Annotated in this window: 18 protein-coding genes; 3 read left to right on the top strand and 15 right to left on the bottom strand. The window is 56.4% G+C overall.

Annotation, left to right across the window (positions count from 1 at the left end; translation table 11 throughout):
• Positions 1-282: 282 nt before the first annotated feature.
• The 10 genes from CEE69_RS28390 to CEE69_RS28335 all read right to left on the bottom strand — a co-directional run bounded on the left by CEE69_RS28390 (position 283) and on the right by CEE69_RS28335 (position 11,199).
• Complete coding sequence (locus CEE69_RS28390; protein ID WP_099263916.1) at positions 283-543, bottom strand: hypothetical protein; 261 nt, start codon at positions 541-543, stop codon at positions 283-285.
• Positions 544-1,341: 798 nt separating this feature from the next.
• Complete coding sequence (locus CEE69_RS28375) at positions 1,342-2,142, bottom strand: site-2 protease family protein (protein ID WP_099263907.1); 801 nt, start codon at positions 2,140-2,142, stop codon at positions 1,342-1,344.
• 107 nt (positions 2,143-2,249) lie between these two features.
• Complete coding sequence (locus CEE69_RS28370) at positions 2,250-4,508, bottom strand: prolyl oligopeptidase family serine peptidase (RefSeq protein WP_099263906.1); 2,259 nt, start codon at positions 4,506-4,508, stop codon at positions 2,250-2,252.
• Positions 4,509-4,588: 80 nt separating this feature from the next.
• A complete protein-coding gene (locus CEE69_RS28365) occupies positions 4,589-5,122 on the bottom strand; it encodes a hypothetical protein (protein WP_099263905.1) in 534 nt (177 codons plus the stop codon).
• Positions 5,115-5,996, bottom strand: a complete 882-nt coding sequence (locus CEE69_RS28360) for a hypothetical protein (RefSeq protein ID WP_099263904.1) — start codon at positions 5,994-5,996, stop codon at positions 5,115-5,117. Before CEE69_RS28360 ends, CEE69_RS28365 begins: the two co-directional genes overlap by 8 nt.
• A complete protein-coding gene (locus CEE69_RS28355; RefSeq protein WP_099263903.1) occupies positions 5,993-6,661 on the bottom strand; it encodes a MotA/TolQ/ExbB proton channel family protein in 669 nt (222 codons plus the stop codon). Before CEE69_RS28355 ends, CEE69_RS28360 begins: the two co-directional genes overlap by 4 nt.
• 10 nt (positions 6,662-6,671) lie before the next feature.
• Positions 6,672-8,387, bottom strand: coding sequence for an alpha-amylase family glycosyl hydrolase (locus tag CEE69_RS28350; RefSeq protein WP_099263902.1), 1,716 nt, complete (start codon positions 8,385-8,387; stop codon positions 6,672-6,674).
• Complete coding sequence (locus CEE69_RS28345) at positions 8,384-9,649, bottom strand: glycosyltransferase family 4 protein (RefSeq protein ID WP_099263901.1); 1,266 nt, start codon at positions 9,647-9,649, stop codon at positions 8,384-8,386. Before CEE69_RS28345 ends, CEE69_RS28350 begins: the two co-directional genes overlap by 4 nt.
• Positions 9,650-9,706: 57 nt before the next feature.
• On the bottom strand, positions 9,707-10,681 hold the full coding sequence (locus CEE69_RS28340) for an HAD family hydrolase (protein ID WP_099263900.1): 975 nt from the start codon (positions 10,679-10,681) through the stop codon (positions 9,707-9,709).
• Entirely contained in the window at positions 10,678-11,199 is a 522-nt protein-coding gene (locus CEE69_RS28335; RefSeq protein ID WP_099263899.1) for an FxsA family protein, read from the bottom strand. The genes CEE69_RS28340 and CEE69_RS28335 overlap by 4 nt, the downstream gene beginning before the upstream one ends.
• Positions 11,200-11,520: 321 nt before the next feature.
• On the opposite strand from CEE69_RS28335, the gene CEE69_RS28325 reads away from it, so the two are divergent.
• On the top strand, positions 11,521-15,204 hold the full coding sequence (locus CEE69_RS28325; RefSeq protein ID WP_099263915.1) for a PVC-type heme-binding CxxCH protein: 3,684 nt from the start codon (positions 11,521-11,523) through the stop codon (positions 15,202-15,204).
• Positions 15,205-15,317: 113 nt separating this feature from the next.
• Here CEE69_RS28325 and CEE69_RS28320 read toward each other — a convergent pair whose 3' ends face one another.
• Positions 15,318-15,617 (bottom strand): FliM/FliN family flagellar motor switch protein, encoded by a 300-nt coding sequence (locus CEE69_RS28320; RefSeq protein WP_007325337.1) that lies wholly within the window; start codon positions 15,615-15,617, stop codon positions 15,318-15,320.
• 44 nt (positions 15,618-15,661) lie between these two features.
• Here CEE69_RS28320 and CEE69_RS28315 point away from each other — a divergent pair, with 44 nt between their 5' ends.
• Positions 15,662-16,000, top strand: a complete 339-nt coding sequence (locus CEE69_RS28315) for a histidine kinase (protein WP_099263897.1) — start codon at positions 15,662-15,664, stop codon at positions 15,998-16,000.
• A 67-nt stretch (positions 16,001-16,067) separates the two neighbouring features.
• Here CEE69_RS28315 and CEE69_RS28310 read toward each other — a convergent pair whose 3' ends face one another.
• Entirely contained in the window at positions 16,068-17,510 is a 1,443-nt protein-coding gene (locus CEE69_RS28310) for a glycoside hydrolase family 32 protein (protein ID WP_099263896.1), read from the bottom strand.
• 170 nt (positions 17,511-17,680) lie between these two features.
• On the opposite strand from CEE69_RS28310, the gene CEE69_RS28305 reads away from it, so the two are divergent.
• Positions 17,681-18,676, top strand: a complete 996-nt coding sequence (locus CEE69_RS28305) for an adenosine kinase (protein WP_099263895.1) — start codon at positions 17,681-17,683, stop codon at positions 18,674-18,676.
• An 85-nt stretch (positions 18,677-18,761) separates the two neighbouring features.
• Here the strand turns inward: CEE69_RS28305 and CEE69_RS28300 are convergent, their stop codons facing one another.
• The 3 genes from CEE69_RS28300 to CEE69_RS28290 all read right to left on the bottom strand — a co-directional run bounded on the left by CEE69_RS28300 (position 18,762) and on the right by CEE69_RS28290 (position 23,855).
• Positions 18,762-19,442: a peroxiredoxin-like family protein gene (locus tag CEE69_RS28300; RefSeq protein ID WP_099263914.1), complete on the bottom strand. Its 681-nt coding sequence runs from the start codon at positions 19,440-19,442 to the stop codon at positions 18,762-18,764.
• Between the two features lie 184 nt (positions 19,443-19,626).
• Entirely contained in the window at positions 19,627-21,990 is a 2,364-nt protein-coding gene (locus tag CEE69_RS28295) for an ATP-dependent helicase (protein WP_099263894.1), read from the bottom strand.
• A gap of 119 nt (positions 21,991-22,109) precedes the next feature.
• Positions 22,110-23,855: a BBP7 family outer membrane beta-barrel protein gene (locus CEE69_RS28290; protein ID WP_233215734.1), complete on the bottom strand. Its 1,746-nt coding sequence runs from the start codon at positions 23,853-23,855 to the stop codon at positions 22,110-22,112.
• Positions 23,856-24,375 lie beyond the last annotated feature (520 nt).

Genomic DNA, 24,375 nt, shown 5'->3' with positions numbered 1-24,375 from the left:
TTGCAGGACTTCGCCAACGCTCTTGTCGGCCGCCAGCATGGCATCCGCATCACGTAGCTTCTTGATGATCTGTTCAGGTGAATGTCGTCGTCGTTTCTTGCTCATGGAAAATCCTCGGCCGGAATTGGCTCTAGACTTTCATAACCCCTGGATCAGGTTTTGGGGAGCATTCCACCAGGGCATAAAAAAAGCCACGTTCTCCAACTTGGAGCTCAACGTGGCTTGTCAAATTTGAATTGCGAGTGATTGGAGAACCAAGTTGGCTCACCGAATCAGTCTGGCTTAGCGTCGCTTCTTCTTGGCAGCTTTCTTCTTGACTGCCTTCTTTTTGGCAACCTTCTTCTTGGCTGCCTTTTTGACGGCTTTCTTCTTCACAGCCTTCTTCTTGGTCGCCTTGCGAGCGGTTTTCTTGACGCCCTTCTTCACGGCTTTCTTTTTGACTGCCTTCTTCTTGACTGCTTTACGAGCGGTCTTCTTGACAGCCTTCACGCTCTTTTTAGCAGCGCGCTTGACGGTCTTCTTGGTTGCTTTTTTCTTGGCCACGTTCTTCCTCCGCGAGAAAGGAACTGTTGTCGAGTCATTGTGACTTGCGAGCTGTGACATCGATTCAGCAAACGCGTTTGCGCTGACGTCTTCGTTGTCAAAGTTGATTGCAAGTCACCGGCCACGGCTCAACAACAATCAATGGTGATCGATTCCATCCGCTTCGATGATCCTCATCGACCTTGCAAACAAAAACGATCGTTAGTACGTGCGCGTAACTGTACGCGCTTCGCTGGATTCCGCAACATGTTTTCGTAAAAAAACCGCTTGCGTCGCCAACAAATTTTGCTACGGCAAACGCATTTTTTGCATGTTGTTTCACTTCATCGTTGATGCTGCGCATGCGTCGTTGCCATCAACGAACAAGTCAACGTTGTTGCGTTGCTTGCAAACAAGTGCAGTAACGCTTGGCTTTTTCAATGTTTTTGTAACAACACACGCGCAACGTGTTGTTATCGCAACATCAACAAGTCGCTTCAGCGACCTTCAATCGAGACGTTGAAGTGTGCAGCGAACAAGCGTTTGAACGATGCAAAAAAAGTTTGAAAAAAACACGTTGTTCAGTGCGCAAAACAGTCGTTGAACGTCGTGTTGAAGGCAAACGTTGCGCATCAAACAACGTGTTTGTACATCGAGCACGCGCATGTTTGCGCGTTGTAACGAGCATCAAGCAGCGTGTTCGATGAGACGTTCGTGCACATCGCTCGTTGCGTTGATCGCGACTCACGCGATCATTGATGGCAGGTCACCAACGTTCGTCAGGTGCATGCGGTGAAGCGTGACGTAGCAGCGTGCGTGCTAGTAACGCATCGATCCTTGCATCATTTGGTAGTTGCCCACCGTCAACGACAAGAAAAGGATGCCCAGGAACATCTGTCCGGAAGTGAAACCGTACATGGTGCAAGCACCGCCAACGATCATGCTGATCCACAGCCACGTGTCGGTTTGGCCGCCGCCCATCATCACCAACGACCGCATGATTCGGCCTCCATCGAGAGGGAACACCGGGATCAGATTCAACACCGCCCAAAGCACGCTGGGCCAGATGTAAAACGTGACCAAAGCGAACATGCCGACGTTGTCGAAGTCGTTGCCTTCCAGGACGCCGGGCAATGCGTTGATTGGATAGGGCATCAAAGCGAACGCCATGACCCGGTACCCCATCGCTTTGACCACAGCGACCAGCACAGCGGCTGATACCAATTGTGCCAGCGGACCCGCAAATGCGATCCAAAGTTCCGCCCCGGGGCTGAGCCGTGGAGGTGCAAAAGACGAGGCAAAACCACCGTAATTGTTTGTGCTTCGAGGCACCGCGAGACCGCCAAAGTGGTACAGAACCAACGAGGATTCGATTCCAAATTGGCGAAACGCGAATGCGTGACCAAGTTCGTGAATGAGGATGGAAACGAGCATGCAGAGAGCCCAAAGCAGCAACAGTGGCAAACGCCCCGGACTACCTTCCATCCGGTCAAATCCCTGGACCAAATACCAACCGAATACGGCTGCTCCCAGCCAAAACGTCCATGCGATTCGGATCGGGAATCCGAATAGCTGGAAGTTCACGTCGTAGGGAGATTCGTCGGGTTGTTGCAGCAGCATCGGATTGGTGGACGGGTGAGTATGTGGGGAGTGTGTTTGGATGTTTGCACAAAGTGATTTCGATCAAGCAGCGTTCATCTTCGGATGAGTCCGCTGGGCAACCAAGATCACTTCAAGTTTTCGAGCAAGAAAGACCAGAGGTCGGCGTACTCGTCGATCTTCTTGCTGGTTGGTGTGCCAGCTCCGTGACCTGCCCGTGTTTCGATGCGGATCAACACCGGGTTGTCGCACGACTGAGCTGCCTGCAACGCCGCGGCGAACTTGAAGCTGTGTCCAGGCACCACGCGGTCATCTCGGTCCGCCGTGGTCACCATCGTGGCCGGGTAACACGTTCCAGGTTTCAAATTGTGCAGCGGGCTGTACGACAACAGGTTGTCAATTTGAGTTTCATCGTCGCTGCTACCAAACTCGCTGACCCAAGCCCAACCGATCGTGAACTTGTGGTATCGCAGCATGTCCATCACACCGACTGCCGGCAAACACGCACCAAACAAATCAGGTCGCTGAGTCATCACGGCTCCGATCAACAAACCACCATTGCTGCCGCCTCGGACGCCCAGTCGCTCGCGGCTGGTGATGCCCATGTCGATCAAGTGTTCCGAGGCTGCGATGAAGTCGTCAAAGACGTTTTGTTTCTTCAGCTGCATGCCGGCTTCGTGCCATTCACGACCGTACTCCCCACCGCCGCGAAGGTTGGCGACGGCGTAGACACCACCTGCATCCAACCACCCGGCGATGCCAGGCGAATACGAAGGCGTCAGTGAGATGTTGAAACCACCGTAGGCGTACAGCAACGTGCGGTTGCTGCCGTCCATCGGTGCATCTTTGTGGCGTGTGATCAGGATTGGCACCTTGGTGCCGTCTTTGCTGGTGCAGAAGACTTGTTCGGTCGTGTACTGGCTGACGTCGAAGGCAACCTCGGGCATGATCGCCAATTCGGATTCACCGGTCGCCACGTCAACGCGATGGATACTCGGCGGCGTGACGTAGTTGGTGAACGAAAAGAACGTCTCCGTGGAATCTTGTCGGCCACCCAAGCCGCCCACGGAACCTTTGCCGGGCAATTCCAGCGGTCCCATCGGAGATCCATCGAGTGAAAAGCGTTCGACTTGGTTGAGTGCGTCGGCCAAGTAGTTCGCAAAGAAGACTTCGCTGAGCAGTGAAACGTGTTCCAGGACATGTTCGCTCTGCGGGATGACTTCTTCCCAGCCCGCTCGATCGGCAGGTTCATCGACGTTGTCGTCGGTGCGTTTGGCGTGCTCGGCCACGTCCAAGCTGATCACACGGCGACGGGGAGCCTCGTGGTCGGTCAGGAAGTACAGCGTCGATCCTTCCGAGCCGACGAAGCTGTAGTCGGCATCAAAGCCCATGATCAATCCGCGAACGGGCGCGTCGTCGATTGTCAGGTCTTGGATGAACACCTGGGTCTTCGGCTCGGTGCCCTTCCAGTTTGAAATCACGAGGTACCGGCCGTCTTCGGTGACCGACCCGCCAAAGCCCCATTTGGGATGGTCGGGACGCTTCATGACCAGTTTGTCTTCGGATTGAGGCGTGCCCAACTGATGCAAGTACATCATTTGGTTGTCGTTGGTCCCGGTCAGTTCTTCGCCTTCGGCGGGTTCGGCGTATCGTGAATAGTAGAACCCGTCGCCATCGGGAGTCCAGGAGATGCCGCTGAACTTGGACCACTGGATCAGATCGTCGGTGTCTTTGCCGGTCGCGACGTCACGCACTCGCCAAGTCCGCCAATCACTGCCGCCATCGGCGATCGCATAGGCGAGGTACTTGCCGTCTTCGCTGGGCACCCACGACGCGAGCGACATCGTTCCGTCTTCGCTCAGCTTGTTCGGGTCCAGCAACACTTCGCGGTTGGCTTCCCACTGCGAAGGTGGCACATCGGTAGGCGTGCGATAAAGGACGCTTTGGTTCTGCAGCCCATCGTTGAAGGTGTAGAAGTACGTGTCGCCTCGTTTAGCGGGCAAACCAGTTCGGGAGTAATCCCACAACGCTTCCAACCGGGCTCGCATCGTTTCGCGTTGCGGCAAAGATTGCAAGTAACTCTGCGTGACCTTGTTCTCCGCTTCGACCCAAGCCGCTGTTTCATCGCTCTCGACGTCTTCCAACCAGCGATACGGGTCGCTCACTTCGCGACCGTGGTAGTTGTCAACGATCTCGTCGCGACGGCTGACGGGATACTCTAACTTCATGCGTGAACTCGAAACGGTGGGTTCATCCGCCTGCGCGGCAGGATGGAACGGGGAATAGATGCAAAGGCCAGCGAAGACACCGACGGAAAACGCCGCCAACGTTTTGCGAAGGCGGGCGTCACGTTGGATAACAGTCATGTTGAAGATCTCGTCGTACATCGTGGAATGCGGCGGTACTGAAACGATTGCCAAAACGCATCAAAGCGTTTCAGCGGGCGGGGATGTTTTGGTCAATGAAATCAAGTGCCTGGGCCGGTGGTTTCTGGGGTCGCTTCGTCGAGTGGCAATTCCACCAGTTGTCGACGGCGATCGATTTCGTCTTCGTCCAATCCAGACTTTTGAAGCTGCTCGAGCAAGAACTCTTCGGCCATCGCGATTGCGGATGGCGTGCGGCTGATTCGAACTTTGATGCCGCTGGAGTCGCCGGGTGCGGACTCGACTGCCGAAACCAATTCTTCGAGTGCCAAGGCTTTTCGTTGTTCTGGTTGGTTGGCGTCCGTGACGACCAGGAAACTCTCTTCGGAGATCAGGATGTCGACGATCTCCGGTGCGACGACCGGCAGTTGTGGTTCCGAATCAGGTTCCGTTTCTGAGTCGTCCGATGTGTCTTCTTCCGAAGCGACAATTGCGTCAAGAATCGCGGACGAGCCATCCGGTTCAGTTGAAACCGAGGGGGCTTCTCCGCTTTGAAAGCCCAGTCCAAAGTCCAGGAATTGACTGGCGATCAACAAAGCAATTCCACCACCAACGGCCAACGGGATTCGTTTACGCATCGTCTGGGTTTCCCTGAAGTGGGGTGAGGTTTTCGGTTTCGGTGGACGGTTTCACTTCGTCCACGTTGCTTGTTTGTTCAGGTGCCTGTGCCGCACCGAGGACGGTGTACTCAAAACGGCTGGTCGGCGTGTCGGCTCGCAATCGTTCCAGTGTAGCGGGCATGGCATCGATCAGCGGTTGATACACGCCGGCGACGCTTCGCGGAGCGTAGGAAACGAGCACGACGACGAGCCCCTTGGGCTGGGGCGATTGTTTGTACGCGGCGAACAATCGGTCGGCGATTTCCTGCGTGCGTTGGGCTTGGCGTCGACTTTCCAGTCGAAACGTTTCGGTGTGTCCAGAAGCGTCGAAGACCACGTCCCCAGTTTCGCGAGCGTGAACAGTCCACACTTCGGCGCGCTTGAGCAGTTCATCGTGTCCAACCAAGAAACGAATGAGCGTGTTGGGATCGGCGGAAGCCAGTTGGCGCGAACGTTCGATCGCTCGAGCGATGACGTCTCCTGAATCAGAGGTGGAGCGCGGGCGGGATTGTTCACTGGAGTCCGCGTCCAGGTTCAACCAGCCCTGCAGCATCTCAACAGCGCGGGTGATGTCTTGCATATCTGATTGCTGCGTCGCCAGTGACATGTTGCGATCCGCGATCGCTTGATCACGTTCGGCTCGCCACATCGTTTGTTCGTCCAGCAAAGCCTGGCGTTCCTGTTCGATCTCTTGGGTTTGTTCCTGAGATGTTTCGCGCATCTCCAGGAACTGAGCGAACACGATGATCAGCAGCAGATCCATCAACGGTGTCAGTTGAAACCGAGTTCGTCGACGGCCGACGGTGGCAGCGTTGGATGTGGTTTCGCTGGCGAGGGACACCGGTTCACTCACGTTGTCGCTTCCGTTGCGGGTGAGGTCGGCATCGCGTTGGGGGCCACGCGATCCGCGGGGCCAAGTTCTCGTTTGGCTTTCGACGCCGTTTCGCGAACGTGCAAACGGTTTTCGGAAAGCTTTGCAAATCCTGGTTCAACGAAGCTGTTGATCAGCATCAATGTGATCGCCGACGCAAGTCCTGCGAAGGTTGACCAGATCGCGTCGCCAAAGCGTGTCACGATCACACCCACGCTGGCTTGATCATCGGAAGCGAGCGCGGCACCGATGGCCAAGATCGTGCCAAGCACACCGGCCAGCGGGTAGGCTTCGATCATTGTCCGCGCGACATTCCAGGCCGTTTCGAAACGAAGCGAATGCAAGTAATCGCGACGTTCGTCCAGGATTCGCATGCGCTGACTCAGTGCCATGCGATTGGGTGAACCGGAGGGTTCGACCAAGACGTCATGGATGTCAGCCAAACACGCCTCGACTTGGTCGGATGCGTGAGCGTCATGGTCCATTCGGCTGCGGTTGGGAAGCGAATCCGTGAACCGCTGCAGTGTTTGCACGATCTTCTTGCGGTCGCTTCGTGCCCACATGGCCAGCACAAAGAAAAATAACACGTGTGCCAACGCGGCGACCACGATGGCAACAGTCGAGTAGGACGAGATCAGCTCTAGCATGGCCAGTTGTTCAGGCGGTGGAAGATGACTTCAACCAGCGTACCTGATACGGAGCCATCGCGATGGGGGCGTTCTGATCAAGCGACTCGTCCGACAACACGTCAAACGCAAAATCGCTCGGCAAGTCCGCTGGATCGATCTGGCGTTTTTCGCCTGAGAGATTGGCCAGGACGCACAACGGAGGCTGCCCCTCGTTTTGTCGCACGAATCCGAGCATTCCATCCGTTGGCAATTCCAAGACGGTTTGCGATGCATTGGGGTGAAACTGAGTTTGTTGCTTTCGCACGCTCAACAGATGCCGGTAGCCGTTGGCAACGAGTTGTTGCAACGAACCGGTGTCGGCAAGTGCCGCTTCCAGTTCGGCTCGCTCGTATTTGTGGCGATTGATGCGACGAGGGATGCCCGATGCTTCAACGCCAGCAATGTCATTGGGTGACCCCACCAACGAGTGGAAGTAAACCGCGGGGACGCCAGCCATGGACAGCATGATCGCTTGTGTGGCCAAGAATCGTTTCGCGTGTTCGGTCGCGGGCACCGTTGTTCGATCAGCGACGGCTTCCAGGTAGGTGATGTTCAGCTCATACGGGCTTTGTGAACCATCGGGTTTGGTTCGCATTCCGATCCGGCCGCCGTGTGACTTCGCGATTTCAACGAGCGCGTCCACGCGTTCTTGCGGCAGGATGCCTTCGGCCGGCCGGACACCGATGCCGTCGTGCGATGCGGTGAAGTTGAAATAGGTCACTTGGTCGGTTGGCAAATCAAGCGATCGCATCCAGTTTTGAAGCACGCCCGTGTCGCCGCTGTGAATCGCGTCGAGCAGCAGCGGCGGCAAGCTGAACTGGTAAACCATGTGGGCTTCATCGGTGCCGTCGCCGAAGTAGGAGATGTTCTCCGCATGAGGCACATTGGTTTCCGTCAGCACAATCGTTCCCGGTGCGGCAACATCAAGCACGTGACGCATCAGACGGACCGCGGCGTGAGTTTGCGGCAGGTGCAAGCACGACGTGCCGAGCTCTTTCCATAAAAACGCGATCGCATCGAGCCGGATGATGCGAGCACCTCGGCGAGCGTACTCGACCAACGTTTCCAGCATCGCCAACATCACATGTGGGTTGGCGTAATTCAGGTCAACTTGATCGGCGCTGAAAGTGGTCCACACATGACGCTTGCCCGATGCGGAATCAAATTCGGTCAGCAGCGGCAAGCTGCGAGGCCGGACGACTTCGGAAAGGTCTTCCGATGGATCGGCGGTGGAGTAGAAGTCCTTGTATTCCGGTTCGTCGTTCAAGAAGCATTGGAACCAACGATGTTTCTGCGACGAGTGATTGAGCACGAGGTCGTACATCAGGTCAAAGCGTTCTCCCAAACGTTTGATGTCGTCCCAGTCGCCCGATTCTGGATCGACCGCCAAGTAATCCGCGACTGAAAATCCATCGTCGCTGGTCGAGGGACAGAACGGCAACAAGTGAACGCAGCGGATCAGTTCGTCGAGATTGTGATCCAACAGGAATTGCCGCTGAGCATCGAGCGGCGACTTGCCCGATTCGCGAATTTGATCAGCGTAGGTGATCATCACGACATCGCGATGATCCCACAATTCGTCGGGAGAGGAGGGATCGTTGGATTGGTCAAAACACCGTTGCAAGCCTTCGGCGAGCACGTCAGGAACGTGCCCGTACACATCGGTGATCCGTGACCGAGTGACGTCGTCGATGGTTGAGCTCACAAGTTGTCCTGCCCGGTGAAGTTGGTAACGAGGGCTCGCAGTTTGCGCCGCAGCACCCCGTAGGAAAAGAAAGCACGGCCGATCTCGTAATTGAAATCAACCATCTCATCTCGGAACGCTTTGTCGCGGATGATCCGCTCCACCTTCGACACGACGTCCTTGGTCAAGTAGCCATCCATGGAGATGACTTTCGCCCCTTTGGGCTCGATGTCGGCGACGTAAATCGAATAACGATTTACCAACAACGGTTTGCGATAATAGAACGCTTCCAACAAAGCGTTCCCGAACCCTTCGTAGATACTCGGGTACGTGATGAAGTCGGCTTGCGCGTACGCATCGCCCAACGTGTAGATGCGATTGCCATCGGCATCGATGGCTCGTTTGTCGCCGACCTGGTGATCACACAAACGCAGATCAACGCCGCTGCTTTCGGCCAAATCCATCAGCACCTGCAGGTATTCGTTGCCTTCGTCACCGCTGGCGTGGGAGATCACCAGTTTGCACTTGTCGTTCTTGAGTGCCGCGACCAACGCGATGGCATGCTCGATGCCTTTGCGAGGTACAACGCGAGTCGGTTGTAAGAACAGGATGTCGTCATCGTCCAATCCGATGTCTTTGCGGAAGTGGGACGAGTACTCGTCGGCTTGCGGTGGTTCGTTTTCAAAGTCCAACACGTTGGGCACCAAGATCGACGAGACACCGCGACGGTGCGACAAGTCTTCTTGAGCGAACGAGTTGATCGTCACGTTTTGGATTTGTGGCAACGCGGGTGGGAACGCCATCCACAACATGTCGGTCACGGCCGAGACGCTGAACCGATCACGCTCCCAATAGAAATCGTGGTGGTGAGCGATCGTGGGAAAGCCCGTTTCCGCGATGAAGTTGGTCAGCGCAACACCGAGCGGCAAGTTCATCGGGATGCACAATGCGTTTTGGACGATCAGCAGATCCAGATCGAATCGACGCGTGAATTCGTAAAGCGTTTTCTTCAGGTAGTCAGCCAGCGTGTAGATTCGCTGGGTGACGTCGGGCGTGCGTGTCCGAGTCCCAAACGCGCGGCGGTTGATCCATTCGATGTCAGGATGGCCGAAGTAAGCGTGAGGCACGACCATCGACGTCGCTTTGTCACGGTCGCTCTGTCCCGAGTACCAGTGGCTGACGTGGCCGTTGTCCCACAGAACCTGGGCCCATTTCGCGCTCTCGAGCGACACCCCATCGGTGCCGGCGAAACGTGTTCCCACAAAGCCGATTTGGACGCCCATCGTTGATGTCACTCATGCGTGTGTCGTCTGGCGGTAGAACGTCGAGAAAACGTTCTGTCACAGACACTCTACTATCTGTTCCCAGCGTGTCAGCACCATGTCAGGGAAACAATTTTGACAACGGGCATCCTCGGTGCGTAATCGCAAGCTACGGCCGTCGCCAGCAAACAAAGCCGTTCGCAGCCCAAACTGCTTCGCCGCCCAAACATCGTTGAGCATGTCATTGCCAACGTACAGCACTTGATCCGGCGAAATCCCGAGTGAACTGAGGTGTCGCATCGCACGATCAAACAGCAATGGGCCCGGCTTGGCCGCTCGATAGCGATAGGAAAAATGACACGCGTTGAGGTCGAACACGGATGACAGATCGCCCGCAATCATTCTTTCTGCCGAATCGCTTGACGTGTCACGCTTTGCGTCCTGCGGATGGCTCGTCATCAATGCTCGAACGATCAGCGGAGTGTAGAACTGAGCGTTGCTAACAATCCCCAGTCGGCGACCTTTTTCTTGCATCGCCATCAATGCTTCGTGAGCTCCGGGCATCGGCCAAACCGGATTGGAGCGGCCTTCCACGCCACAAATCCAAGCCACCAAAATTTTTGAATTTGTCGCCAAATCAGCCCGGCCGTTCGACTGCAGCACCCGTCGCCAAATCTCCAGGATGTCCACTTCGGGCTTCGGATTCGTCTCGGAACGAGCCGCCTCATTCGTGGCCACGATCTGGTTTCGCAATTGATCGGATGTTGGGATGCCATCGAGGTCTTCGACTCCGGCTTCCGTGGCTGCTTCGCGAATCCATCGATTGGCCGCGTCGTGTTTGGCATCGTCCGCCGTTCCAACGTCGCCGCTGCCGCTGATCACCAGCGTTCCATAGACGTCCAACAGAATCACCTGAATCTCGCTGAGGTCAAATGATTTCGGCTGAGTCAGCGGAACGAGTGCGGGTTCGACCGAGACCGGAGTCGGCTGAAGCGGCACCGATGAAAAGAGAAGGTCCGTCGGTCGTGCGTCGCGGTCGTTGGATGAGTTCACGGGGAAGGCGATTGTTTGGGTTCGAAGTGAGGCGAGTCAATCGTATCGCCCGCACCGCCGGCACGCTGCGCCGATGCATTCGAACCACGCTGTCCAAAACCGTCTTCGACCGATTGGCCGCTGGAGGAGCTTCCGCCACCGCCAAAGGTGCGCATCTGGAAACTTCCCGCGAAACGATTCCGCAACCATCCGCCAATCAGCCTTCGCCCGGGAGGAGTCAACAGCGTGAAGCCGAGTGCATCGGTCAGCAAACCCGGCGTCAGCAACAACGCGGATGCAAACGCGATCATCAACCCATCCTGAATTTCGCGGCTGGGCATCTTGCCTTGCGACATCGCGGATTGGAAACGAAACCAAGTCGCCAAACCTTCGCGGCGAGCCAGGAACGATCCGATCACTCCGGTGATGACGACAATCATCAACGTGGTCAGCCAGCTGGTTGCATCCGCCAAACGCAGCAGCAAAACCAGCTCGATGAAGGGCACGATGATCAGGAGGGCGAGGAGTCGAAAGAACATCAATTCGGGCTCAAACGAAGGGGGGAATCCACTGCCAACTTGGCAAGAGAATCGGGTAAGATCCTGTCCAATACGTTGCCGTTGCGATTCTCGTTCCGCAAACCGGCATCGCCCGCCTCGAATCCCCCCGTCTCTCTCGCTTTTTCCATGCGTTTTATGAATTCCCTCGCGTTTCTGCGGTCTCGATCCACTCGCACGGCCAGGTTGGTCCCGACCCAGCGGCCGGAATCTTCCCAGGCTCGAAGCATGCCGTCTTTGGTCGTTCTATTTTTAATTTCCGTCGCGTTTTCTCTGACGCTGACTGGTCGGAACGCTTCGGCGATGGACCCGTCCAAGCTACCTGCCAAAACACGTTTGGCGTTTGTGGGCAACGGAACGGCGCAGCGAATGAGCCTTTTCGGGCACTTGGAAACGATGCTGCATTTGCGAACCAGCGACAATCCGCTGGTCATTCGCAACTTTGGCTGGCCGACCGATGAAGTCGCCAAGCAACAGCGGCCAGGCAATTACACCGTCATCGACGACCCGTTCAAAGTCTTTGCACCGCAAGCGTTCCTGTGTTTCTTCGGCATGAACGAATCGTTCGTCGGAGACGACGCGGAACAAATCGCGAAATTTGAGGCGGACTACCACGCTTACCTGGATGGTTTGGCAGAACAGTTTGCCGGAGACGGACGACCGGTCCAGTTCGCTTTGGTCACGCCGATCGCATTCGAGCCCAGCGGAAATCCATTGCAACCGGATGGTTCGCTCCACAACCGTTACTTGGCCGCCTACGCAGACGCGGTCAAACGAGTCGGCAAGCAACGTGAGCTGGATGTTGTTGATGTGTTCACTCCGACCGCCGAGCTGTTTCAACAAGAATCCGGTTGTCAGTTCACCACCAATGGCATGCACTTGAACGAAGCCGGCGATGAAGCTGTGTCGCTGATGATCGATGCGGCACTGTTCGACGGTGCGGGACCTGCTGTGGGAGCAGAACGTTTCGAATCGATGCGGCAAGTCGTCAACGACAAAGCTTGGTTGCACCAACAAGACTATCGAATGTTGAACGGTTGGTATGTCTACGGCGGACGACGCACCTGGGACACGGAAACGTTCCCCGGTGAGTTCCAAAAGATCCGCAAAATGGTCGAGGTTCGCGATCAACACTTGTGGGACATGTCCGCAGGTCGTGATGTACCGGACGAAGTGGACGATTCGAAGACCGGTGAAGTCTTCATTCCCGAAACCATGTTCGGTTCTCGCGACGATGGCTTTCGTGAGATGCGTGAGCCCAAGACGCTGGAGTACCCGACGCCGGAACAGTCGATCTCTCAGATGGAAATCCCCGAAGGGTTCGAGGTCGAATGTTTCGCGAGCGAGAAAGACTTTCCTGAACTGGCCAACCCAACTCAGATCGCTTTCGACCAACGTGGTCGGTTGTGGGTGTCGTGCATGGTCAACTACCCGCAGTGGTTGCCGGGCAGCAGTCGCCCAAGTGACCGTTTGCTGATCTTCGAAGACACCGACGGCGATGGCAAAGCGGACGAGTGCAAACCGTTCTATGACAAGCTGATTTGCCCGACCGGATTTGAATTTTACAAAGACGGCGTGTTGGTCATCGACGAGCCACACATCCTGTTTTTGCGTGACACCGACGGCGACGACGTGGCCGATGAAGTCACGCACATGCTGGACGGAATCGGAACCGACGACACTCACCATGCGATGGGCGCATGGGAGTATTCCAATGGCGGTCGCCTGCACATGCAGGAAGGCATCGCGATGTCGACGACGGTCGAAACACCTTGGGGACCCGTCCGCGAAGCGGGTGCATCGGGCAGCTACGTTTGGGACTTGGAAAGCCTGCGTTTGACGCACTTCCGTACGCCTGGTCAGTACAACCCTTGGTGCCTCGTCTTTGATCAATATGGCAACGGGATTGTTGGCGACGGCACGAACGCCCAGCACCACTGGACGAACGCGTTGTCGGGCGGCGAGGTGCGTTCGCGAAAAACGTTGGAGCCAATTTTTAACAACCACGGAATTCGCCCGGCGGCAGGCAACGAAATCCTGCACTCACGTCAGTTCCCAGAAGAGTTCCGCAATCGTTTGATCTACGCCTGTGTGATCAACATGCACGGGATGCCGGCGTTCGAAATTCGCGACCAAGATGATGAAGCGGGTTTGACCGGCGAGCGAACCGATGACTTGTTGGTCAGCACGGATATGTTCTTCCGTCCCGTTGATCCAAAGATCGGACCGGATGGAGCGTTGTGGTTTGGTGATTGGTGCAACGCCCTGATCGGTCACATGCAGTACTCGCAACGAGATCCAAACCGCGATCACGAACACGGCCGGATTTACCGGATGCGTCACAAAGAACGTCCTTTGCTCGACGTTGTGACCCAGTCGGATTTGCCGACCATCGAGGTGATGGATCAATTGTTGGCGTTCGAGACGCGAACCCGTTACCGTGCTCGTCGAGCTCTGCTCAGCCGTCCCGCCGACGAAGTGGTTGCCGCATCGAAGCAATGGTTGCAGGACAATCCGACTGCCGAAGCGGCTCTTGAAATCCTTTGGGTACAGGAAGCGTTCCACAACGTCGAGTTGGATCTCGCGAGAAAAGTCCTGGCGGAAGGCAACTTCCAACAACGTGCCGCCGCGACCCACGTCGTTGGCAACGAATGGCGTTTTCTGTCCGGCAACGAACAAGCCAACTCACCGGATCAAATCGAATTGTCGGTCGATCTTCCGTTCGTGCAGTTCCTTCTGGAAGCCGGCCGAGACGACCACGCTCGCGTGCGACTTGAATCGCTTCGAGCTGCCAGCCTGATGGATCATCCCGTTGGTGTTCGTGTGGCTTTGGCCGGTATCGATCGACCTGCCGACAAATGGATTCAGTACGTCTTGGAACACACCATGTCGGCACTGTCGACGCACTGGGATGGCGACTCAGCCGAGATCCAAGAACTGATTGGCTCGTTGCCACCCAAGGCAGCGGAATACTTGAAGGAGTACAAAATCGCGACCGGTCCAGGCGCGGAAGTCTATCGGCCATTGAAGATTCTGGCCGATGTCGATGCCAAGCAAGAGGACCAATTGGTCGCATTGCAAAAGGTTGTCGCAGCGTCTCGCGGAAATGCCGAGACCGGCGCCAAAGTGTTCCAGCGTGTTTGTTCCGCCTGTCACCTGCACGGCAAGCTTGGCAAAGAGTTCGGGCCGGAACTCACCAAGATTGGCGAACGAATGACAAAGGAACATATCATCCGTTCGATCGTGTGGCCCAACGAGGAAATCGCCAAGGGGTACGAGACCGTCATGATTTTGACCTATGACGGCGAAGCCATCGGCGGCTTCATCCTGAAGGAAGACGACGAGACGATCTCGTTGGGAATCGCCGACGGCAAAACCAAAGTGATCGACAAGGAAGAGATCGAGATTCGCAAACCGATGAAGGCCAGCAGCATGCCCGAGGGCCTGACCGAAACGGTTGCTCCGAGTGAGTTTTTGGATCTGTTGGCCTTCTTGGGTGGTGAGTGGATCGCGACCAACCCGAACACCGATTACCCTCTTCGCAAAGATGGGGATCTGATCGAGGTGACTCGTGATTCAATGATCAGTGTGCCTGGCGATTGGCCTGCCGTTTGGAACCGCGAAGCGGAGCACTTGTTCAGCGGAGAAGGCGTGCGAAAAGATCGTTTCGCAGTTCACTCGAAACAGCCCGCTACCGATCCCGCGGTGATTCTTCGGTTGGCGAACCCGGCCGAATTGGTACGTGGAAAAATCACGAACCGTCGTGACGAGGAGTTCCACGACCGAGCCAAGGGATTGGCCGTTTGGACGTCCAACGACGGAAAGGATTGGACGCGTGTTTGGAAGAGCGACGCACCGCAGGCCGAATGGAAGGTCGAACTTCCCGAGGGCACGGTCGCGAGCTACATCAAAATTGGCTTGGAAGGAACGGGCATCTTCCACATCGATCGCGCGGTCTTCTTCGGTCGTCCGGTGAAGGGCGAGTGAACCAGCCGTCGACCTCGTGATCGTTTGGCAATGAAACGAAAAAAGGCCCGCTTGAAATCAGTTCGATGATTTCAGGCGGGCCTTTTCGTTTTCGCGGTTGGTTCTTTCGCGGATCAGTCTTCTTTGGGAACACCGATTTCACGAACTCGCAAACCGAACTTGTCACCAATCTTGACGGTTTCGCCGGTGGCGATTGGGTGTCCACCCGCACGCAGCGTCAGCGGCCGATCGCAGTGCACGTCAAAGGTCAGCATCGAACCGGGCACCAAGGCCAGGATCTTGCGAAGCGGCTCCTTTTTCTCCGCCAACGTGACGTTGACGGTGGTGCGGATCTTCAGAACCTTCTCCTTGTACATCGATGATGTCGGAGGACTGGGTTCGGTCGGCTTGTCTTCGGTTGCGTTCTCGCTCATTCTTCCTTGTATCCTGACACATCGTTTATCGACCGGAATCATCCATGAAATCAACCGTTTTATTCCTCTCTGGCGATTTGATTTTTGCCTCGCGAGTTCGTGCCGCCTGCGAATCGGCTGACAAAACGTTTTCGTTGGCCGGGCGATTGCCGGAAGAACCCAACGAAGACGTCGGATGGGTCATTGTTGACCTGTCGACTCGCAACGGAGTCGTCGCGGAGCTCATGCCAACAGTTTCACGGGTGTGTCCCGAGGCTCGCGTGGTCGCATATGGACCGCACGTGCAAGTCGCCCGATTGAAGGGAGCCCGCGAGGCCGGCGTGCCAACGGTGCTGACACGAGGCCAGTTCGACGCCGGGTTGTCGTCCTTGTTCGCCGACTGAAGTGAGTGTCCGCCCTGAAAGGCGATGTCCAGTTGGGAAGCGTCCTGCGAGCACCACCGCCGCTGTCTCACCAAGTGCTTTTGACTCGGTTGAGTTGCAGCTTTTCCAAGGCAACCTTTCCACCTCGAGTGAAAAGACGAACGGACTCATCGTCGGGGGTGAAGGCAAACTGCTCGCTGTAGGAGAACACGCCCCCGGCCGAGAAGACTTCCAACGAGCTCCAGTCGACCAGCATGCGGATGGTGAGCTTGTTGTCGTCGTCCGGTTTGAGTGGCTTTCCTAGCAACAGTTGCTTCTCAATGTCGTAGACGATTTCTTTGTTGGCGATTTGGAAGACAAGTTGATCGGCGTTGGTGTCGCTCAGATCAAACGTGGCGGTCAAGTCAAACGCCTCCGCGCGAACGTCCTTCAGCAGCCCACCATTTTCATCCTGCGATGTGATCGTTTTGTTGGTCCAAGTCGTAGTGTCTTGGTAAATCGTCTTGATCGCTTGTATCGGTGTGCGGGTGACTTTCATCTTTCCTTCGTGAGTGACCAAGCCAATTTTCACTGGGAAGGTTGCGTTACGTTCCCACGGGCTTTCGCCAATGCCGCCGTTCCAGTGATCGTTCCAAGCGATTTGAATGACATCGCCCGAGGGAAGGTTGGGCCGAAAGAAGGTTTGGCCGGCGTAGAAGTCCGGTCCAACATCCATGACCAGGGTTTCTTGTTCCGGTGTGAAGCGAACTCCGTCAAATTGGCCAACCAAGTAGGAACCGTTCGCGTCGTGGAGGACCCACTTCTTGTTGTCAGTGTTTCCATCAAGTGGCAATTCAAACATGTCCGGGCACTCGAACCCAAAGTCGATGTTGCTGAGCTGTTTCCACTCGACCAAATCATCCGACCCATAGAGCGTCGTTCCGTTCTCGTACAAAGCGAGGATCCACTTGTTGGTCGGTTCGTGGAAGAACACACACGGGTCGCGGGGATCGGCTCCTTTGGTTCGATTGGCAACCGGATTGCCGGAGTAGTCATGCCAGGTGGTTCCGCCATCGTTGCTCCATGCTATGCAGGTTCCCGCCTTGGTTCCGGTGTAGATCATCACCATGGCTTCTTTGGTTGACCCGGTGATCTTTTTGGCGGTCTCTCCGGAGATCACCACGCCACTTCCGGAGTAGACCTGTGCTCCGCTGACATTGCGTTCGGCTTCCGCGGGCAAGAATGATTCTTGCGGGATGAGTGCAACGCCTTCGTCTTCCCAGTGCAGCAGATCGGGGCTGGTCGCATAGCCACCGTGGCGAATCGCTTTGCCCCACTGATACAGCATGTGGTACTGGCCATCGGCGTAAATCAACGCGTTGATGTCGTTCATCCACTCCGATTTGGGGCTGAAGTGAAACTGATTGCGGTAGTCTTCTTGGTAGTCGATTCCGGCGGGGTGAGGATCGTATTGAGACTGGACGAAGGAAGCCGGAAGCACACAACCAAGAACCGTCGTGATGGCAACCAAAAGGCGATGTGGGGTGTTCATAGATGGTGGGGACAGTTGGGGTGGGATGGGGAACCGCGTCAGTATAGCTGGCTGGCGGAGCCGTCTCGCGCGGGTACACTGCGGGCCCGCCCGGCGGATGCGAAGTTGCCCAGAGGTAGCCAATTCGCGGGTGCAGACGAACTCGTTCTTTCTCTCTCTGGTTGAATTTGATGACGCACGATGTTTACGCGGTTGGCAATGCTCTCGTTGACATTCAGACAATGGTTGCCGACGACTTGCTGTCGGAATTGAAGCTCGACAAAGGCATCATGACGCTGGTCGACGACGAAAAACAAGCGACCGTGCTGAGCCGATTTGACCTGCCGTCGCTGTCTCGCTGTGCAGGTGGTTCCGCCGCCAACACGATCGCTGCGGTCGCGGACTTTGGTGGCAAAGCCGCGTTCGTTGGCAAGATCGGTGACGACGAAACCGGGCAATTCTTCTTGAAAGACTTGCGGGCTCTCGGGGTCACCATCGACGTCGATCCGCAGCCGGGCACGCCAAGCGGAACGTGTGCCGTGTTGATCACCGAAGACGCTCAGCGAACCATGCTGACGAACTTGGCCGCGTCGACCGCGTTGTCAGAAGCGGACATCGACGAAGAGGTGATCGCGGCCAGCAAGTACGTCTACATCGAAGGTTACTTGTTCACCGGCGAACAAACCAAAGCGGCCGCTTACAAAGCGATTGAGCTGGCAAAGAAGAACGATGTCAAAGTCGCCTTCACCGCCTCGGATCCATTCCTCGTCAACATGATGAAGGATGAGATGTGGGACCTGATTCGTGGCCCCGTCGATTTGTTCTTCTGCAACGAAGAAGAGGCCAAGAGCCTGACCGGTCTGGATGACCCCATCGCCTGTGCGAACAAGATCCACGAGTCGGCTGAGAACGTCGCGATGACGCTTGGACCAAACGGTTCGATCCTGATGCACGGCGGCGAAGCGATTCCCGTCGAAGGCGTGAAGGTCAAAGCGATCGACACGACGGGAGCAGGTGACATGTACGCCGGCGGCATCTTGTACGGCATCACCAACGGTTTGGATTGGCGTCAGTCAGGCCACTTGGCTTCGCACGCCGCCGCTCGTGTGGTCGCTCAAATGGGCGCTCGACTGGCCACCCCATTCACCGCCGAAGAAGTCAAACAGTTGACTGATTTGACCGTGTGAGCTGAAGCCTGCTCAAGAACCAAATCGAAAACGCACCTGCGAGCGACTCGCAGGTGCGTTTTTTCGTTGGGTCGTTTGACATCAGCTACTGAAGTTTCTTGACCGCAGCGACAACGTCGGTTGGCTCGGCCCGTTTCTTGTAGTCCGCATCCAAGAACGCGTAGGTGATCTTCCCGTCTGTGTTGATCACGTAGGTCGCAGCAAGAGGCAGTTCCATCGCGTCGTTGCCGTTGAACTTGGCGAGTTGCAGTTTGTCTCGATAGATCGGGACAATGGATTCGGGCAAGTCGAACACGATGCCGAATTTCTTCGCGAGCTCGTTGTTGCGGTCGTGCAAGACCAGCATATCGAGGTCGTTTGTTTCCGCCGTTTCCTTCGCCTTGTCAGGGAGTTCAGGCGTCAGGACAATCAGCTTTGCACCGGCACCTTCAATCGCGGAGAGTTGTTTTTGCATCGCTCGCAATTGCAGGTTGCAGTACGGGCACCATCCGCCGCGGTACCACATCAAGATGACCGGGCTTTCGGACCACACTTCGCTGAGCGTGACTTCGTTTTCGTCCCAGCCTTTCAAGGTCGCACCGGCGGCTGAATCGCCGACTTGCTTGGCGGACTTTTCAATGCCGCTGGCACGGACTTGGTCGACTCCACCTTGGAACGTCTTCAGGACTTCTGCCGGGTAGCGTTTGGTCGCGTTTTCGGCAGTTTGCTTCAGTTGTGAGGACAGGCTTGTGTCCGAGGATTCGTCAGCGTGAGTTTGAGTGGACATGACCATCGCGGGCAAGAAGGCGGCGCAAAAGAACAGGCTGAGACGCATGGGTTCGCAACGTTGAACTGGAAAGGAAGAGAAGATTGGCAACAGTTTGGGAATGTCTGCTGCCGAAGATGCTCCGCCAATTCCGACGAGTGCGCGCCGCCCAAAATCCTCGCGAATCGCTGATTAGAGTGGGGAGTCAGCGCTCCACCAATTCAATTTTTGCGAACGCAAGGCGAAAGGTTTCTTCGGTCTCTTCGAATTGAATTTTCGCAGTCCGTTTGGGCCCTTTTCCGGTGAGGGCGATGATCGTCCCTTCGCCATATTCGTTGTGGCGGACCGTGCTGCCTTCGCGGTAAGCACCCAGCGGCGTGACGCCGGATTGCAGCAGATCACTGGCCGTCTTGAGTTCGGTTTGAATGGAAACCTTGGGCTTCTTTTTCTTCGGTGGCGGCACGTCGTCGTGATACAAATCCGGAATCGCGGATTGGTCCGTCATCGGTAGGATGCGTGGTCCATCGGCCACGTCAGTTTGACCAGCAGGGCCGGTGTCGGTGACCGCAGCGGGCTCTTGGACCAGATCCCACGAGTCCGGGTATTCGTCGTCATAGGCATCGTCAAAGAAGTTGCGACTTCCTTTGACTTCGACGACTTGCATTTCATCACGAGGCAACTCGCCCAGGAACATGCTGGGGATCGCCGGTTGGTTTTCGCCACGAAAGCTTCGCAGTTTCGCGTAGCTGATCTGCAGCCATTTCTCGGCTCGAGTGACGCCCACGAATAGGAGGCGACGTTCCTCTTCGAGCTGAGTCTCGTCTTCTTTGCTGCGGCGGTGCGGCAGCAGGTTGTCTTCGACTGCGATGATGAATACGCGAGGGAATTCCAACCCTTTCGCCGCGTGCAAAGTCATCAAGGTCACACGGTTGTTGGAGTCTTCAAATGCGTCGGTGTCCGACACCAATGCGACCTGTTCCAAGAACGCTTCGAGTGAACCGTCTTCCGGGTGCATCTGATCAAACTCGACAGCCGCCGAGATGAATTCATCGACGTTGGCGATCGGGTTGTTGTCTTGTTGTTCAGGCGTCGTGCGTTCGAGGTAAGCAACAAACTTGATCTCTTCGATCAGGTACCGCAGTAGATCTTCCAGCGTCGCGGTCGCTTTGATGGACAGTCGGTCATAGAGACGGATGAACGATGTCACCAGCGTTTTTGCTCGCTTCGATAGCGAATCAATTTCGTCGACACGGCGAGCGGCGTCCAACATTGGAATGCGGTGGTCGTCGGCAAAACGCTGGAGCCGTTCCAGCGTCTTGGCACCGATTCCTCGCGTCGGCGTGTTGATCACTCGTTGCAACGCGACGTCGTGACGGGGATTGTTGATCAGGTGCAAATACGCCAGCAGATCCTTGATCTCTTTGCGTTGATAGAACTCCAGTCCGTTGACGATCTGATACGGGATGCCACGATTTCGCAGGGCGTGTTCGATCGATCGCGTCAGCGCGTTCATCCGGCACATGATCGCGAAATCTCGCGGTTCGGCATTGCCCGCGATCATTTGGTTGGCGATCTCATCGGCGATGCCGTCGGCTTCTTTGTAACCGTCCTCGTACTGTCGCAGCGTGACCGCTTCGCCGGTTGGGTTGTCGGTGAACAGGTTCTTCTGCTTGCGACGGCGGTTGTGCCGAATCAGTTGATCGGCGACACGAAGGATCTCGGGTGAGCTGCGATAGTTTTGTTCCAAGCGAACCGTTTTGACGCTCGGGTAATCCTTTTCAAAATCCAGAATGTTGTTCAGGTCGGCGCCACGCCAGCCATAGACCGATTGATCGGGGTCGCCCGTCACGGCGAGGTTGGGATGATCAACCGAGAGTGCTCGCACGATCGCGTACTGAGCCAAGTTTGTGTCTTGGTACTCGTCGACCATGATGTACTTGAGCTTCTCGTCCAAGTTCGATCGCACCTCGGGGTTTTCCCGCAGCAACCGAGCGAAGTGGAAGAGCAAATCATCGAAGTCGACCGCGTTGGCGGTCAGCAATTGTTGTTGATAAACCGGGTAGACCTTCGCTGCGACGGTGTCGCCAGCGCGGCCGGTTTGTTGAGCCATGATCTCGGGAGTGATCAGCCGGTTCTTGGCATTGGAGATCGCCGATGCGATTTGCTCGGGCGAGGTGTGGCTGGTCGATACACCAGCGGCCGCGACCGCACGCTTCATCGCGGATTTTGAGTCGGACGAATCGTAGATCGAGTAGTTCTCGGCCAAGCCGACCATCGGTGCGTAACGCCGAAGCTGTTGTGCGCAGAACCGGTGGAACGTGCCCATCCAGACTGGTTGGTTGGGGGCGAGCAGATTGACTCGCGACCGCATTTCGTCCGCGGCTTTGTTGGTAAAGGTCAACGCCGCGATTTGCCACGGGCGGATCCCGCTTTGCAGCATGTACGCAATGCGGTGGGTGACGACGCGAGTTTTACCGCTGCCGGGTCCGGCGATGATCAGCAGAGGTCCGTCGATGTGCTGGACCGCTTCGGCTTGTGCGTCGGTCAAGTCTTTTGTGATGGCATCCATGACGCAAGATTAGCGTTCCCAGGGGAACTGGGCAACGCAAACAGGGGACCGACCCGATGGCCGATCCCCTGTGCGAGATTTTCAGAGAGTGATTGGTTGGCGGTAGTCCGCCGATCGAATCACCACATGTATTCTAGACCAGCCGCGAAACCGTTCAGGGTCAGCGAGGTTTCCGACGCGGTTGGGGCCGACACACCCGCACCGTTATTCTGGAAATCGTCGATGAAACTATTGTCTAGTGGAGCTGCCATCACGTCTTCAATTGTCAGCAAGTGGTACGAACCACGCAGAGACAGTGAGTGCGAGAATCGGTAGATACCAGTCGCTTGGAAGTCCAAGATGAAGGTACCGTCCTGTCCATTTGATTCGCGCGTTTCGAGTCCGCCTGGTGTCGTGCCGATCCGAGCCGTTTGGTCAAAGTCGTTTTGAACCCAAGCACCTTTGACTTCCGCACCCAGCTGAATTCCTGGATGGGCGTTCCACCACAGGTCGACGCCAGCTTGAGGACCAAAGAATCGGTTGTCGATGTCGAAGCTTTGCTGGAAATCGGCGATCGTGCTGGCGGGAGTCCCCGAGCCGTTGAATGCGAATGCGTTGTCAAAGACGACGTGCCGCAGACCGAGCAACCAAGACCCTTGGAAGCGACCGTAGGGGCCGACTGTCCGACGACGGTAGTTGATTTCGTAGCTATCAAATTCCGATCGTGAACTGATCTGTTGGAAGTCCGCCAGGTTGGCGTAGCCGCCTCCAGGAGTCGTTCCGTATCCGGAGTAGATCGAGGTCAGGCTGCTCGTCGCGCTGGTGGCACTGGCGGAGCCTTCCCATTCTTGGCCGCCCATGTAGGTGAACTCGACATTCGAGCCCGCACCGAAGATCAGTGCGAACGAGATGCGAGCACCTGCTTCCAGATCATCGTCACCTAGGTCGTCCTGCGTCAGAACTGGATTGTCGGCAACATTCGGCGTGCCGGTGGTTCCGTCGTTGGTCAAGACGCGACCGTCGGCGAACCCGTCCAGTTCCTGAGTCAGAAACAATCCTTCCACCGAAACGTCGTACCAGCGTTGGGCTGATTTGCCGGCTTCGGAGTAAGGTCGCATGGCTTCGGAAAGTGCTGCCAATCCGCCGCCGATGTGGGCTGCCAGAATGCCAAAGTCGGTGCTGCCTGGGCCGCACTCGTTGAGGCTACCGAGCAAGCCGCCTTGGCCGAGGGAGCCGTTGGTCAGGCAAGAGCCCATTCCACCGCAGGCACCGCATCCGCCACCGCCGCATGATCCACAGCAATCGCCCATCACAGCGGGCAATAGACCTTGGAAGTTGCTACCGCATTCGCCGCTGGTGCAACCGGAGTCACCACAGCCGCAATTCATCGTGTCGCATCCGGCAGCGTACCCGCCGCCGAGGAAGCCACCGCCTTGATAACCGACTGGCATCACACCATTGGGTGCGTAACCAGGTTGTGGGTATCCCGCAGGAGCGTAGCCAGCCGAACCAAATCCACCGGGCATCATCAGCGGAGCCGATGGCAAGGTGGTGGCGATCGACTGAGCACCTGGCATCGAGCCCGGTGGCATCGACATGGCGGGCATGCCGTCGACCATTCCTGCTGGTTGAACACCGGGAGGCAGCATGAAGCCGCTCGCCGCGTAGTCCATTTCATCACCCGCAGTGGGTGGAGCCGCCGCGACTGGCGTGGCAACTGCGGCGGCGATCAAGCCTCCACAGACCAAGTCGCGAAGCTTTCGTAATTTAACCGTCACGCTTTCGCTGAATGATTCCGTCATCCCATTGTCCTCAAGGGTCACACGCAGTCCGGTTCTTTGGTTGGGTCCGGGTTTGATTTGGGGATCGGGGGTCTGGGCCATCATGGGTTGCTCGTTTCTTTGCCTGGCAATTCGTCGCATTGCAATCGTCTCCGCGGTCACAAAGACCCCAAAATCCCCCCGGGGGTCCCGCTCACGCGAGGACGCCCAGCCATAAAAATGTCCTGTGGCTGTTGAGTTGCTGAATGCTCCAAAGGATTTTGCATCCAACGACCCCGCCGTTGTGGACCGTTCCGCCGTGGACCGAGGTTGAAAGCGTTTCCGGGGAAGACTGCCGCCAAATTGGGGGCAACACCGCGGAAAAGGAGTTCAATCTCGAACGAAGAAACCGTTCCAGGCGGAGTTATCGGCACAACTTCCAGCAAACATTCGGTAATTCCGGAACAATCGGACCAACCCGAGTGACCGGTGCAACGATTCCAGGCGGTCTGGAACACGAATTGCCCCTACCTGAGCGTGGATTCGCTGCCTGCCATCGAGGCAGGATGTGAATTCAACGCAAAGATGACTTTGACATTTGGGGCGAATCCGCGATAATACGCACGTCGTAGCGTTTTCCCTTAAT

Source organism: Rhodopirellula bahusiensis, from assembly GCF_002727185.1.
GTDB lineage: Bacteria > Planctomycetota > Planctomycetia > Pirellulales > Pirellulaceae > Rhodopirellula > Rhodopirellula bahusiensis.
Note: the sequence above shows the minus strand (reverse complement) of the source record. Positions and strands in the feature narration are given on the sequence as shown.